The organism is Ruegeria sp. AE3 (genome assembly GCF_056542225.1).
This window is the reverse complement of sequence record NZ_JBQFZL010000001.1, coordinates 376,360-390,226: the sequence shown is the minus strand read 5'-3', so window position 1 is coordinate 390,226 and position 13,867 is coordinate 376,360. Positions and strand designations below refer to the sequence as shown.

Below are 13,867 nucleotides of genomic sequence, written 5' to 3'. Positions count from 1 at the left end.
CTTCGTGTGCTCCCGATTCCGGGTAAGTGGGCTCTCGTAGTTTGTAAAGGACGTGCGTCTGATGGTACAGAATAACAAGGTATTAACCGTTTCATATGGAACCTTCTCCTGCACTTTGGAAGGATTTGATGATTCCTTTGAAACGATGAAAGCCATCGCCGAGTATTTCCGCGATCTCGCAGCGGATGACCGCTACTTCGGCTCAGAACCCCCGCAACCGGATGCCGAAATGCTGACCCGCATCGCCCGGCGCGATGCATCACAGCGCGTCGAAGCCCGTCAGAACGAATCCGGCCTGTTGCTGCGCGCCACTCAGACCACCGAAACTCCTGTCGCTGCTGAAGAACCGGCCCCGCACACGGCCGCTATCAAGGCTGCCGAAACTCCCGCTCATGTTCAGCCGCATACGGCCCCCGCGCAGACCGGGTTCGCCGAGGCAGAACCTGTCGCGGACACCCCGCCCCCGGCTGCTGACAGCATCGCGGCGAAACTGCAACGCATTCGCGCAGTCGTCTCTCATTCCGACGTGCCCGCTGCCGAGTATTCCGAAGACGAAGAGTCGCCGCTGCTGGCCAATACCGCCCCCCCGGTAGATGCTGTGGCCGCTGCGTTTGAGGCCGGTGCGCTCAGCGCAGAAGACTTTGCCGAACCCACTGAGCCTGAAGCCCAGGAAACCGAAGAGCCTGCAGCGCCTGCGATTGATGAGTTGCAGGATCAGGAAGCTGAAGAACCGCAAGCGGCTGAGACAGCAGAAGCGCTGATCCCCGAAGCTTCTGAAACTCAGATCGAAGAAACCGTTGACCTGCAGGCGCCCCTGACCCCCCAGCCCCTGCATATCGACGAAATCGAAGACGCGCCGGTGGCGGATCAGTCCGCTGCCGAGCCTCTGTTCGCTGATCTTGAAGACGTTGCCGAAGACGATTTCGACGAAGAAGATGCCCCCAACATCCTCAACGTTGAAGACGTAGCAATTGAATCCGACGATGAACCGGTCGAGGAAGACCTGACGCAGGGTGTATTGACGGCAGAAGACGAAATGCACCTGTTGACCGAAATTTCCGAGATCGAACAGCACCTGTCCGGTCGTTCGAGCCAAAAACTGGCTGACGATGCGGATCCCGATCAGGATATGTCGCGCCTGATGGCAAAGACCGGCGAGCATATGGATGACCCCAGCAGCAGCGATGCGCGCGAAACCTATTCGCACCTGCGCACCGCCGTCGCAGCCACCGAAGCCGACCGCGACGGTCAGGCGCGCTCGAAAGAGGCGGCCGACCGGGAATACCGCGGCGATCTGGCATCCGTGGTCAGCCCACGGCGACCCGAAATCAAGGTAACCAGCATGCGTCCGGCACCAGAAGCTCCGGCGCCACTCAAGCTGGTGGCCGAGCAGCGCGTGGATGAACACGGAACATCCGCAAGTCCGGTCTTGCCACGTCGCGTCACTACAGACCAGGAAACAACCGGATCAGAGGAAGGCGGTTTTGCACAGTTTGCACAGGAACAGGGTGCGCAATCGCTGCCTGATCTTCTGGAAGCGGCTGCCGCCTATCTGTCCTTCATCGAAGGTCAGGAGCAGTTTTCGCGCCCGCAGCTGATGAACAAGGTGCGTTCGCTGAAACAAGACGAGTTCAATCGCGAAGAAAGCCTGCGTTCTTTTGGGCAGTTGCTGCGCGATGGTAAAATCGAGAAAGCCGGAGGCGGGCGTTTCGCGGCGTCCAACCTGATCGGTTTTCGCCCCGATGACGAGCGTGCCGTAGGCTGATCACGCTTGAAGGTTATCAATCAAGGCCGGGTTTACCCCCGGCCTTTTTGCTTTTGGCCATTGGACCAAACGCCCGTCCTGAATGACAAAGCCCGAACGTTTCGACTGTTACCAGACGGTCGTCACCAAAGCGCCGAGGACCACGCGTTTTCCCGCACGGCACTCAGCAGGCCCGGTCATTTACACGTACCTCACGAGCGCTAGGACTGATCGGGGTCTTCTTTACCGACGCCGCGAAACACGAACTTGAACGGCAGGGCCCAAAGGATGCCCAGCACGATATAAACCAGCAACTCAATCCAGATCGGAGGACGCCCCAGCAAGTTCACGATCGTCACCACGGCGATGATGTACAGCGGAAGGCCAAGCACAAGGATCACCAGCGACCAGCGCCGGCGTGCCTTGTAACTCAACCCTGTCTTCTGTTTCTCGCGCATCAGTCAGCAAAGGGGTCCGTCACCAGAATGGTGTCGTCCCGCTCCGGGCTTGTGGACAAAAGCGCAACCGGGCATTCGATCAGTTCTTCGACCCGACGCACATATTTGATCGCATTTGCAGGTAAATCCGCCCAGCTGCGCGCGCCTTCGGTCGATTCGCTCCACCCCGGCATTTCTTCATAAATCGGGGTACAGCGGGCTTGCTGATCAGCAGCGGTCGGAAGGTAATCCAAACGTTCGCCATCCAGCTCATACCCGGTACAGATCTTAAGTGTCTCAAACCCGTCCAGAACATCCAGCTTGGTCAGCGAAATACCGTTCACGCCGCTGGTTGCGCAGGTCTGGCGCACCAGACAGGCGTCGAACCATCCGCAGCGGCGCTTGCGGCCTGTTGTCGTGCCGAATTCGTGCCCGCGTTCACCCAGACGCTGACCGTCTGCGTCTTCCAACTCGGTCGGGAACGGCCCTTCTCCAACACGGGTGGTATAGGCCTTAACAATGCCAAGCACGAAATTGATCGAGCCTGGGCCGATACCAACACCGGTTGCCGCCTGCCCCGCAATCACGTTTGACGACGTCACAAAGGGATAGGTGCCGAAATCGATATCCAGCAGCGCGCCCTGCGCCCCTTCAAACAGGATGCGTTTCCCGGCCTTGCGCTTTTCGTTCAGCACTTTCCAGACGGGAGCTGCAAACGGCAGAATTTGTTGCGCGATCTCTTTGAGTTGAGCAATCAGCGCGTCGCGGTCAACCGGCTCGATACCCAGACCCTTGCGCAACGGATCGTGATGTTGCAATGCGCGGTCCACGCGGGCCTCCAGCGTGGCTTCGTCCGCCAGATCGGCAACGCGAACAGAACGCCGCCCAACCTTGTCTTCATAGGCCGGGCCAATTCCGCGACCGGTTGTTCCGATCTTGGTGCCTTTGCTCGCAGCTTCCTCGCGCGCACGGTCCAGCTCGCCATGAATGGGCAGAATCAATGGCGTGTTTTCAGCGATCATCAGCGTCTCAGGAGTGATCTCAACACCCTGCGCCCGGATGGTTGCGATCTCATTGACCAGATGCCAGGGGTCCAGAACCACGCCGTTGCCAATAACGCTCAACTTGCCGCCGCGTACCACGCCCGAAGGAAGCGCGTGCAGCTTATAAACCTCACCGTCGATCACCAGCGTATGACCGGCATTGTGACCGCCCTGGAAACGCGCGATTACGTCCGCCCTTTCGCTGAGCCAGTCGACAATCTTGCCTTTTCCTTCGTCGCCCCATTGGGCGCCGACAACAACCACGTTGGCCATATCCGGTCCTTTTCGTGCTGAGTGATCAAACCCGGCTCATATAGCGGGGCAAAAACGGCAGGGAAACCGATATTTCGCCGCAGAGGAAAATCGCGCTCGCGCGCGATGCCTCCGGCGGGGATATTTGTAGCCAGATGAAGAGTGGATCCCCTGCTTCACCTGGCTGTAAATATCCCGGGGGAGGCGCCCGGAACGGGCGGCGGGGGCAGAGCCCCCTAACCCTGTCGCCGTAAGTGGACAGGTTGCCCATGCGGAGTGGTCAGGTAAGCCTCTTCCCAGGCCTTATGCAGATCAAGCACATCTTTCGGCCTTGCAGCGCCCTGTTCGGCCAGCAATGCCTCAAGCGTTTCCAGCCATGCGTGGAAGTAATCGTCACCGCCATCCAATTCCCCGGCAAGCCCATTGTGTTTCAATGTCGCTGAAAAACGCGCCGCCCAATCCGCCCATTCGAACCGTCCGGCCTCGTTCAGCGCGACGGTGACGGCAAAGACCTGAGCGTGCCAGGGTTCAGCAAAAACCGGCTCGGGGGCTCCGTGTGAGATACAGTCGTTCATGCCGGTTCCAGGTAGCTTTGCCAGAGGTCCAGCACCACCTGGTCGGCGGGATGTTCGGTGGCGGCCCAGAGTTCTGATGCCGCAAAAGCCACTGCATAAATCGGCTCTGGCGCCTCACCCAACCCATGCGCATTGGAATCGGGCAGAACATGGGTTCCGTGCAGGCGCAGGATTCGGCCCCTGGCACCGGATGCATAGACAGGCAGGCGCGTGTGACCTCCATCCACGAGGCGATTTGCTGTCGGCCGGACCGTGACAACCTCTTGCCCCACAGAATACAGCGCCGCGACGTTGGAAGGCCTGTCCGCAGGCCCGCCTTTGGCCAGCGCAGCGGACACCGCTTCGGCCTTGAGCGCTCTGTCTGCCAAGGGGTGCGGATTGTCGCCGCTCACGCCACGCAGATCATCCAATGTCAGAACACCCTTTTCGACCAGCAGATCGGCCAGACCGGATATCCATTTCTCATAATATGAAAACCGGGTGTAATCCTTCGGAGACAAGCGTTCGCGCGCGTGGCGCGAAACGTCGATGTTCCACTGCCCCAGAAACCCGGATGCAAGTGTCACCGCAAGAGCGCGGGCGTGCCAGTCTTCGGCAAAAACAGGCGCGTCCTCTGCCTCGGGGTGTATCGGACCATCACCGAAACGGCCTCCCATATCGTGAACGCGGGTCATGATGGCACCTTGGGAAGGCCCGTGCCGATCATGCTGTCGCGCGTCACAAGCGCAGCAAGCTCATCTTCGCTCATTCCGTCTGTGCCTTCAGGGCGCATGGGCAAGACGAGATAGCGAATCTCGGCCGTCGAATCCCAAACCCGTACAGAGGTGTCTTGGGGCAAGGTGACGCCGAATTCGGCCAACACCTTGCGCGGTTCTCGCACTGCGCGGGCTCGGTAGGCGTCGGATTTGTACCATCCGGGCGGGATACCCAGCAGCGGCCAAGGGTAACAGCTGCACAGGGTGCAGACGACCATATTGTGCCGGTCCGGTGTATTCTCGACCACCACCATATGTTCGCCCTGGCGGCCATAGTAGCCAAGGTCCGCTACGACCGGAGTGGCGTCTTCAAGCAGGGCAGCTTTGAAGGCAGGGTCGCTCCAGGCTTTGGCAACGACGCGCGCGCCGTTTTGCGGCCCGATCCTGTTCTGATAAGTGTCGATGATCTCATCCAGAGCCGCCGGATCGATCAGCCCTTTGCGGGTCAGAATCGTCTCGAGCGCTTTGACGCGCAATGCGGGTTCAGGTGGCAACAGGGCATGCGGGTGGTCGTGATCGTCATGTGGCATGGCCGCAGCCTGCGTCACAAATCAACACACTGTCCAGTCCCTATGACGTGATGGGATACATCAAAGAAGTTGATGCCAACTCCTGACTTGCCCCCGCTGGCAAACTTGCATAAGTACCACGCGATACACGCCACGCTGTACAGGACCACCATGGAAAACGTCGTTCTCATTATCCATCTTCTTCTGGCTCTGGGCCTGATCGCCGTTGTCCTGATGCAGCGGTCCGAAGGCGGTGGCCTGGGTATGGGTGGTGGCGGTGCCATGGCCGGTCGCGCAGCAGCGACGGCATTGGGCAAGCTGACGTGGATTCTGGCGGCCTGTTTCATCGTCACCTCGATCACGCTGACCATTCTTGCGGCTCAAAAATCTTCGGGCAGCTCGGTAATCGACCGTCTGGGCGTTCCGGCACCGGCTTCGACCGAGGAAAGCGCACCGGCGATTCCGTCGGTTGATGATCTTTTGCCGCCGGCACAGGACGACAACGCGCCTCTGATCCCGCAGGCGGATTGATCCACAAAACCTAGAAACATGAAAGAGGACTGCAACAGCATCTTGCGGTTCTCTTGCGCTTTTGGCGCGAATCCTTTATACGTGAAGTCCCGTGATGCAGCGGTTTTTCGGAACCGCCGGGCAGCTGATTTTGACGTCTCACGGGAGCAGCCGAAAAACTATGGCACGTTTTATTTTCATCACCGGTGGTGTGGTTTCGTCCTTGGGCAAAGGGCTGGCTTCGGCAGCTTTGGGCGCTTTGTTGCAGGCCCGCGGTTATTCGGTGCGTCTGCGCAAGCTGGACCCCTATCTGAACGTCGATCCCGGCACGATGTCGCCCTTTGAGCATGGCGAAGTGTTTGTCACCGATGATGGCGCCGAGACCGATCTGGACCTTGGCCATTACGAACGGTTCACCGGTGTCGCAGCGCGCAAGACCGACTCGGTCAGTTCCGGGCGGATTTATTCAAACGTGCTCGAGAAAGAACGCCGCGGCGATTACCTTGGCAAGACCATTCAGGTGATCCCGCACGTCACCAACGAGATCAAGGATTTCATCGCCATCGGCGAGGATGAGGTTGATTTCATGCTGTGTGAGATTGGCGGTACCGTGGGTGACATCGAAGGCCTGCCCTTCTTTGAAGCCATCCGACAGTTCAGTCAGGACAAACCGCGCGGCCAGTGTATCTTTATGCATCTGACGTTGCTGCCCTACATCAAAGCGTCGGGTGAGTTGAAAACCAAGCCTACCCAGCACTCGGTGAAAGAACTGCGCTCGATCGGTCTGGCCCCCGATATTCTGGTCTGCCGGTCCGAAGGGCCGATCCCGACCAAGGAACGGGAAAAGCTGGCCCTGTTCTGCAACGTGCGCCCAGACAGCGTGATCGCGGCGCAGGACCTGTCCACCATTTACGACGCGCCGCTGGCCTATCACCGCGAGGGGCTGGACCAGGCCGTTCTGGATGCCTTCCAGATCAGCCCCGCCCCCAAACCTGATCTGGCCAAATGGGAAGATGTCAGCGACCGCATCCACAACGCCGAAGGCGAAGTGAAAGTGGCCATTGTCGGCAAATACACGCAGCTTGAAGACGCCTATAAGTCGATTGCCGAGGCGCTGACCCATGGCGGTATGGCCAACCGTGTGAAGGTCAAGATCGAGTGGGTGGATGCCGAAGTTTTCGACACCGAAGACGCAGCTCCGTATCTGGAAGGCTTCCACGCTATCCTCGTCCCCGGTGGATTTGGCGAGCGTGGCACCGAAGGCAAGATCAAGGCGGCGCAATATGCGCGCGAGCACAAAGTCCCCTATCTGGGCATTTGTCTTGGCATGCAGATGGCGGTGATCGAGGCAGCGCGAAACGTTGCGGGTATTACCGAAGCCGGGTCCGAGGAATTCGACCATGAGGCCGGGAAGAAACGGTTTGAACCGGTGGTCTATCACCTCAAAGAGTGGGTACAGGGCAACCACAAGGTCGAGCGCAAGGTCGGCGACGACAAAGGCGGCACAATGCGCCTTGGGGCCTACAACGCAGTATTGGCGGACGGGTCCAAAGTCGCCGAGGTCTATGGCGGCACCCAGATCGAGGAACGGCACCGCCACCGCTATGAGGTGGACATCAAGTATCGCGACAAGCTTGAAAAAGCGGGCCTGAAGTTTTCGGGCATGTCGCCGGACGGTCGTCTGCCCGAAATCGTGGAATGGGCGGATCACCCGTGGTTCATTGGCGTTCAGTACCACCCGGAACTGAAGTCCAAGCCGTTTGACCCGCATCCGCTGTTTCGCGATTTTGTGCGGGCCGCGAAAGATACCTCACGCCTGGTCTGATCCCTGACTGTGTCGGACTGTCACCCCACGTTGTTTCGTGGGGATTGATCTCTTAACTGTGTGCAGAGGCAGGCTTTCTGCTTTTGCATTTCACGATTTCAGGAGATTTCCGATGAGCAACGCAACAACGATCAGCAACCTTCAGCAAGCGCTTCATATGGAGCTTACTGCCGCGCACCAATACCAGTTGCACGCGCACGTTTTGGACGACTGGGGCCTTGATATTCTGGCTGAGAAAATGCGGGGCGAGATGCAGGAAGAACTGGTGCATTCTGACGCCTTTATCGAACGTATCCTGTTTCTGGGAGGAACCCCCGAGCTTGCGTTTCAGAAAAGCCCAGCCGCAGCGGGCACGCTGGAAGAAATGTTCGCCTCTGATCTCCAAGACGAGAGTGAGGCCGTCGATTTCTACACCAATGCAGCGCAACAGGCGGCCGAAGTCGGTGATGTTGGTTCGCGTACATTGTTCGAACGTATCCTGATGGAAGAAGAAGGTCATAAAGCCTGGCTGGAGACACAGCTGAGCCTGCTGCAACGTCTTGGCGAATCTGCGTTTAGCGCGAAATTCGTCTCTGGCGCTGCGGGCGAAGCCTGAGGCCTTGGTTTCAAACCGGTGGATGTCACAGGGACTTTGCACAGCTGACGCAATCTGTGCCTGTGCCGTCACCTCAAAGTGACCTGTCTGGGTGCAAAAACTCTGGCCGGGTCATTTTCACAGCGTTAGCTGTAGGATACGCGACAACAGGAGAGTTCCGATGACCAGCCAGTCCCAGAAAGCCGTGACCTTTACCAGCCTTCACAAGAAAGGCGATCCTGTCATTCTGTTCAATATCTGGGACGCTGGCAGCGCTGGCGCTGTTCGGGACGCTGGTGCCCAGGCCATCGCGACCGGCAGTGCCCCTGTTGCCATGGCGCAGGGCTATGGCGACGGGCAGAACATTCCACTTGAGGCCGCGTTGGACAATGCACGCCGCATCGTTGCAGCGGTTGACTTGCCCGTAACACTGGATTTCGAGGGCGCTTATGCCGAAAACCCGCAAGGGATCGCGCAAAACGTTCAGCGCGCGCTGGACTGCGGTGTTGTTGGTTTCAACTTTGAAGACCAGATCATAGGTGGAGACGGCCTCTTTGACATCGCCACTCAGGCCAAACGTGTTGAAGCGATGTGCGACGCCTGCGCGCGCGCAGGCATTCCCGCCTATGTCAATGCGCGCACAGATATCTTCCTGAAGGCAGCAGCGGACACCCATGACGACACGATGCTGGATGAGGCCATTGCCCGTGCCAATGCCTATGCTGATGCAGGTGCCAGCGGATTCTTTGCACCCGGGCTAAAGAACGAAGCCCTGATCGCTCGGCTTTGCGAATCCACGGCCTTACCGGTCAATATCATCGCCCTGCCCGGCACGCCGGATACGCCTACCCTGGCAAAACTGGGGGTCGCGCGGATCAGCTACGGTCCGGTTCCCTATCGCCAAATGCTGGCCTGGTTGCAAACCGCAGCCAAAGAGGCCCTGACCTGGTAATCACGTCAAAAGCCTGACCGAAGCCATTTCACCGGATCCTGAGTGACCTGGGTGGTAATTTATCTTCAAAGTTGGCTAGGGTTTTCATTGAAAATCCCCGACCAACTAAACCGATCAAGACACCTGAATCCCCGTAAACCCTGACTGGTCGAAAGATAACGTTAAGTTTTTGAACGCCTTTTTTTAAGGCGCCGATAGTTCATATTCCGAAGTATCTGACCAATTTTGGATCCTCGTAATTGATACCTTTTGCCGCCGGGAAACAACGCCAACTTTCCATGAACAGCACCGAACTGTGTTACACGCCAGCCCTGATCCTTCCAGACCCGGTGCAGAAGCTCCAATCGAACATCTGCGTAATCTTCGGCATTCAAAACCTGAACGTCTTGCGCTGGCTTACGCATCACGACCATGAATTCGATACCCTTGGGTTCCTGCACGTCTTCGATTTGCAAAGATGTCAAGCCCAAGTATTGGCAGTCTTGCAGCATCAAGCGCAGCGAACTGGGTGTCATAACAGTGCAATGAGCATCCTGATAAGGAGATTCTGGCGTTGTTTGCTGCCACTGTTCCCACAAAACAGCGGGATCAAATTGCAGTCTGTGAAGTTCAGGTGGTGTTTGATGGTTAACAGGCTTGAACTCTGCGCCGCAGGCCTCACGAGAGAGAACGTAACGCGAGTCAAAAACCTGCTTTTCTGTCGGTTTCTTTCGATCTTCCCGGTAGGCTTCAAGCCATTCTGACGTAGTTGTCGGGGGGCGGAAATGGTCGAAACATAACCGCCCATCCGGTACGATCATGATCAAGCGCCCCCCTGACTTCAGTAGCGCCTCACAAGCTTGAAGAAATTTGATCGGATTCGGTAAATGTTCAAAATTATGGGAACTATATATATAATCGAAACTGCCATGTTCGTCTTTTGGCACGACTGAACCCAACTCGGTGGCGCTGCCGACGAAGTCTATCTCCTCTATAAGGCCGTAACTATCAGGGTTAATTGTGTCATTTCCCTCCGCCGACGCCAAAAGTTCTTGCGCGGTCAGTACGTCTGCTATTTTGACATTGTAGCCTTCAGCTTTCGAAACGAGCGGATTGAACCAAGGTGCGATTTCCAGCCCCTTGTCTGATTTACTGATCCCCATTGCACCAGGTAAACGCGGTATCATCTGAAACTTCCTTTCAAATACAACTTTATCGTGCACAGGTCCGACTCGGCGCTGGATACATGCAATACTGTATCAAGACCAGCATTTCGTGCTTGGCCGATCACGACCTGTCGTCTAGGTGTTTGTTATGTTGAAAAGGTTCTTTAAGGCGCTCAGACCGCCTCATCATGAACAGTTGCCGGACCCGGATGCAGAACTTGCTCTGGGTGCTCTGATGGTGCGCGTCGCGCAGGCAGATCGCGATTACAAGCTGGAAGAGATCAGTCTGATCGACAAGATACTGGCCCGTCTGTACCAGCATAACGCGATTGAGGCAGCCAAGGTGCGTGCCACCTGTGAAAAACTCCATGCTGCGGCACCGGAAACTGATACGTTCGGCAAACTGATCCGGGAAACCACGGATCTGAAAGAGCGGCTGGCAGCCCTTGACGCGTTGTGGGAAATCGTTCTGGCGGATGGCAGTTCGGACGAGGGCGAGATAAAGATCGTCGAAGAAGCCCGCATTGCCATGGGCCTGAGCTACAATGACAGTCAGGCAGCGCGCGAGCGCGTCCAAAGCCGCTTGGATGTGAGTTAAGCGCCCGCTATATCTTACCCATGTTCAGTGACTTTCTTTCCAGGCTCACACAGCCCAAGCCCGACCCGCTTGTCGAAGATGATGCCCGCCTGGCCCTGACGGCCCTGCTGGTGCGTCTGGCACGATCTGACAACGATTATTCTGCCTCAGAAATGTCGCGCATCGACCGCATATCGGCAGAACGATACGGTTTGTCCCCATTCGAAAGCGCGGCTTTGCGCGCCCGTGCCGAAGATCTGGAGGCTGAAGCCCCCGACACGGTCCGTTTTACCCGCGCCATCAAGGAAGCAGTCGCTTATGAAAACCGGCTGGCGGTGGTTCAGGCGCTGTGGTCAGTGGCCCTGGCTGATGGCCACCGCACGGGTGAGGAGGACTCGCTGCTGCGTCTGGTTGTCAGCCTGCTGGGGGTCAGCGACGTGGATTCGGCTTTGGCCCGGCAAAAGGCCGCCAAATCTTGATAGCCATGCTTGGCATGTACGACATGCCCGAGGTTCAGGCCGCCAATGGTCGGTTCTGGGGGTTGATTCGCACGAATCTGGGTTACGGGCCAGAACAGCTGACCCGAGACGCCGATGTTTGGCAGGTTTGGCTTGATCCCGATCTGGTGCTGGCACAGACCTGTGGAATGCCCTATCGCACACGCTTGCATGGTCGTGTTCAACTGGTGGGCACCCCGGATTACGGCCTGCCCGGTTGCCCTGCCGGGCATTATTGCTCGGTCTTTGTGGCGCGGCGCGACGACGACCGCACGCTGGCGGGAATGACTGACGGTATCTTCGCATATAACGAAGCATTGTCCCAATCCGGCTGGGCGGCACCCATCACGCATTTATCCCGGGAGAACCTGTATCCCGCGTCGTTGTTGGAGACAGGCGGTCACGCGCTGTCAGCGCAGGCGGTCTCGGAGGGGAAGGCAGATTTCGCGGCGCTGGATGCGTTGACCTGGATGATGTTGCAAGAACATACCGATCTGGGCGAAAGCCTGCGCGAACTGGCAAAAACCGCTTCTACACCGACCCTGCCCTATATTACCGGACCCGACCAAAACGCGGATCTGGTCGCAGACGCAGTTCGGGCAGCAATAGAAAACCTTGCCGAACACGACCGCAAAACGCTGCACATTCAGGGGCTGATCGACATCCCGGCGGAGGAGTACCTGTCCGTACCGACCCCGCCACCGCCATGCGCCCAGCGGATAATCTGATGGCCAAATTGTCGGGTGCATTTGGTCAATTTGACAGTTTCCGACCCTGAATTTGCGAATTGCGCATTGCATTGAGCAAATTTTTCGGCCCTAGTACCGCACCAACACCACAAACTACTGGACTGCCCGTGACAGAAACCGCTCCCGTCATCGAAATCAAAAACCTTCACAAAAGCTTCGGCAATCTGGAAGTGTTGAAGGGGGTGGACATCACAGCGCATGGCGGCGACGTGGTCTCGTTGATCGGGTCATCGGGGTCAGGAAAATCAACTTTGCTGCGCTGCTGCAATCTGTTGGAAGACAGCCAGCAGGGCGAAATCCTGTTCAAAGGCGAACCTGTCAAATGGTCGGGCGATAGCCATGGGCGCCGCCCCGCGGACCCCAAGCAGGTCCTGCGCATCCGCACCAACCTGTCGATGGTGTTTCAGCAGTTCAATCTGTGGGCGCATATGACCATCCTGCAAAATGTCATGGAAGCCCCCGTGACCGTTCTGGGCCGCGACAAGGCCGAAGTGGAAGACAGCGCGCGCAAATACCTTGAGAAAGTTGGCATTGGCGACAAATGCGACGCCTATCCGGCGCAATTGTCCGGCGGTCAGCAACAGCGCGCCGCTATCGCGCGGGGGCTGTGCATGGAACCACAGGCGCTGTTGTTCGACGAACCGACCTCGGCGCTGGATCCCGAACTGGAACAGGAAGTGATCAAGGTGATCAAGGATCTGGCAGCCGAAGGGCGCACCATGATCATCGTGACTCATGACATGAAAATGGCGGCAGATATCTCGAGCCACGTGGTATTTCTTCATCAGGGCCTGATCGAGGAAGAAGGTTTGCCCGAAGATATCTTTACGTCACCCGAATCCGAGCGGCTTCGGGGCTTTCTCTCCGCCACTCAGGCGGCTTAACTTCAAGAACAGAACCAAAACTGGGGAGTAACCAATGAAAAACCTGATTCTGTCCACTGCGGCCCTGGCGCTGACTGCTGGTATCGCCATGGCCGACACGATCCGCATGGGCACCGAGGGCGCCTACCCTCCGTACAACTTCATCAACGATGCAGGTGAAATCGACGGGTTCGAGCGTGAAGTCGGCGACGAGCTGTGCAAACGCGCCAACCTGGAGTGTGAATGGGTCAAGAACGACTGGGATTCGATCATTCCGAACCTGGTCTCGGGCAACTACGACACCATCATCGCCGGTATGTCGATCACAGCCGAACGTGATGAGGTCATCGACTTTACCCAAGACTATTACCCGCCGACCGCTTCGGCCTATGTTGCGACCTCTGACTCGGCAGACGTAACCGGCGGTGTCGTTGCGGCGCAAACCGCCACGATCCAGGCGGGTCACGTTGCCGAATCCGGCGCAACGCTGGTTGAGTTCGCGACCCCAGAAGAAACCATCGCAGCCGTCCGTAACGGCGAAGCCGATGCCGTTCTGGCCGACCGCGACTATCTGGTGCCGCTGGTCGAGGAATCGGGCGGTGAGCTGGTCTTTGTCGGCGATCCGGTTCCGCTGGGCGGCGGCGTCGGCATGGGCCTGCGTGAAAGCGACGGTGAACTGCGCGGCAAGTTCGACGAAGCCATCACTTCGATGAAAGCCGACGGCACGCTGAACGAGATGCTGATCAAGTGGTTCGGTGAAGGCACCGCCACATACGGTACTGACGGTTCGGTCGTCACCAACTAAGACCTGACCAATCCCGGTCCGGTGCCTCGGCACCGGGCCGATTCCGGCCTAGCCG

At 57.9% G+C, this 13,867-nt stretch carries 16 protein-coding genes; 10 read left to right on the top strand and 6 right to left on the bottom strand.

Annotated features, from left to right (window positions below; genetic code table 11):
• Positions 1-61 precede the first annotated feature (61 nt).
• Positions 62-1,765: a hypothetical protein gene (locus tag ACR0NZ_RS01950; RefSeq protein ID WP_480516580.1), complete on the top strand. Its 1,704-nt coding sequence runs from the start codon at positions 62-64 to the stop codon at positions 1,763-1,765.
• A gap of 200 nt (positions 1,766-1,965) precedes the next feature.
• On the opposite strand, the gene ACR0NZ_RS01945 is transcribed toward ACR0NZ_RS01950, so the two are convergent.
• The 5 genes from ACR0NZ_RS01945 to nthA all read right to left on the bottom strand — a co-directional run bounded on the left by ACR0NZ_RS01945 (position 1,966) and on the right by nthA (position 5,336).
• The gene (locus ACR0NZ_RS01945) at positions 1,966-2,202 is read right to left on the bottom strand and encodes a DUF2842 domain-containing protein (RefSeq protein WP_480476464.1); all 237 of its coding nucleotides are present in this window, start codon (positions 2,200-2,202) and stop codon (positions 1,966-1,968) included.
• Positions 2,202-3,497 carry an adenylosuccinate synthase gene (locus tag ACR0NZ_RS01940; protein WP_480516578.1) on the bottom strand — a complete coding sequence of 432 codons (1,296 nt, stop codon included), beginning with the start codon at positions 3,495-3,497 and terminating at the stop codon, positions 2,202-2,204. Before ACR0NZ_RS01940 ends, ACR0NZ_RS01945 begins: the two co-directional genes overlap by 1 nt.
• Positions 3,498-3,712: 215 nt before the next feature.
• The gene (locus tag ACR0NZ_RS01935) at positions 3,713-4,051 is read right to left on the bottom strand and encodes a nitrile hydratase accessory protein (protein WP_480516576.1); all 339 of its coding nucleotides are present in this window, start codon (positions 4,049-4,051) and stop codon (positions 3,713-3,715) included.
• Positions 4,048-4,725 (bottom strand): nitrile hydratase subunit beta, encoded by a 678-nt coding sequence (gene nthB / locus ACR0NZ_RS01930; protein WP_480476458.1) that lies wholly within the window; start codon positions 4,723-4,725, stop codon positions 4,048-4,050. The genes ACR0NZ_RS01935 and nthB overlap by 4 nt, the downstream gene beginning before the upstream one ends.
• Entirely contained in the window at positions 4,722-5,336 is a 615-nt protein-coding gene (gene nthA / locus ACR0NZ_RS01925) for a nitrile hydratase subunit alpha (RefSeq protein WP_480476456.1), read from the bottom strand. Before nthA ends, nthB begins: the two co-directional genes overlap by 4 nt.
• Positions 5,337-5,486: 150 nt before the next feature.
• Here nthA and secG point away from each other — a divergent pair, with 150 nt between their 5' ends.
• The 4 genes from secG to ACR0NZ_RS01905 all read left to right on the top strand — a co-directional run bounded on the left by secG (position 5,487) and on the right by ACR0NZ_RS01905 (position 9,176).
• Complete coding sequence (gene secG, locus ACR0NZ_RS01920; protein WP_480476944.1) at positions 5,487-5,846, top strand: preprotein translocase subunit SecG; 360 nt, start codon at positions 5,487-5,489, stop codon at positions 5,844-5,846.
• 160 nt (positions 5,847-6,006) lie between these two features.
• Positions 6,007-7,650 carry a CTP synthase gene (locus ACR0NZ_RS01915; protein WP_480476454.1) on the top strand — a complete coding sequence of 548 codons (1,644 nt, stop codon included), beginning with the start codon at positions 6,007-6,009 and terminating at the stop codon, positions 7,648-7,650.
• Between the two features lie 112 nt (positions 7,651-7,762).
• Positions 7,763-8,245, top strand: coding sequence for a bacterioferritin (locus ACR0NZ_RS01910; protein WP_480476452.1), 483 nt, complete (start codon positions 7,763-7,765; stop codon positions 8,243-8,245).
• Between the two features lie 160 nt (positions 8,246-8,405).
• On the top strand, positions 8,406-9,176 hold the full coding sequence (locus ACR0NZ_RS01905) for an isocitrate lyase/PEP mutase family protein (RefSeq protein WP_480516574.1): 771 nt from the start codon (positions 8,406-8,408) through the stop codon (positions 9,174-9,176).
• Positions 9,177-9,337: 161 nt separating this feature from the next.
• Here ACR0NZ_RS01905 and ACR0NZ_RS01900 read toward each other — a convergent pair whose 3' ends face one another.
• On the bottom strand, positions 9,338-10,342 hold the full coding sequence (locus ACR0NZ_RS01900; RefSeq protein ID WP_480516572.1) for a methyltransferase domain-containing protein: 1,005 nt from the start codon (positions 10,340-10,342) through the stop codon (positions 9,338-9,340).
• Between the two features lie 127 nt (positions 10,343-10,469).
• Between ACR0NZ_RS01900 and ACR0NZ_RS01895 the strand changes: the two genes are divergently transcribed.
• The 5 genes from ACR0NZ_RS01895 to ACR0NZ_RS01875 all read left to right on the top strand — a co-directional run bounded on the left by ACR0NZ_RS01895 (position 10,470) and on the right by ACR0NZ_RS01875 (position 13,812).
• Entirely contained in the window at positions 10,470-10,919 is a 450-nt protein-coding gene (locus tag ACR0NZ_RS01895; RefSeq protein WP_209504295.1) for a tellurite resistance TerB family protein, read from the top strand.
• A 20-nt stretch (positions 10,920-10,939) separates the two neighbouring features.
• A complete protein-coding gene (locus ACR0NZ_RS01890; RefSeq protein ID WP_480476448.1) occupies positions 10,940-11,377 on the top strand; it encodes a tellurite resistance TerB family protein in 438 nt (145 codons plus the stop codon).
• Positions 11,374-12,123, top strand: coding sequence for a phosphate/phosphite/phosphonate ABC transporter substrate-binding protein (locus ACR0NZ_RS01885; protein ID WP_480476446.1), 750 nt, complete (start codon positions 11,374-11,376; stop codon positions 12,121-12,123). Before ACR0NZ_RS01890 ends, ACR0NZ_RS01885 begins: the two co-directional genes overlap by 4 nt.
• 128 nt (positions 12,124-12,251) lie before the next feature.
• Complete coding sequence (locus tag ACR0NZ_RS01880; RefSeq protein ID WP_209504298.1) at positions 12,252-13,028, top strand: ABC transporter ATP-binding protein; 777 nt, start codon at positions 12,252-12,254, stop codon at positions 13,026-13,028.
• A 34-nt stretch (positions 13,029-13,062) separates the two neighbouring features.
• On the top strand, positions 13,063-13,812 hold the full coding sequence (locus tag ACR0NZ_RS01875; protein WP_480476444.1) for a transporter substrate-binding domain-containing protein: 750 nt from the start codon (positions 13,063-13,065) through the stop codon (positions 13,810-13,812).
• Positions 13,813-13,867: the final 55 nt, after the last annotated feature.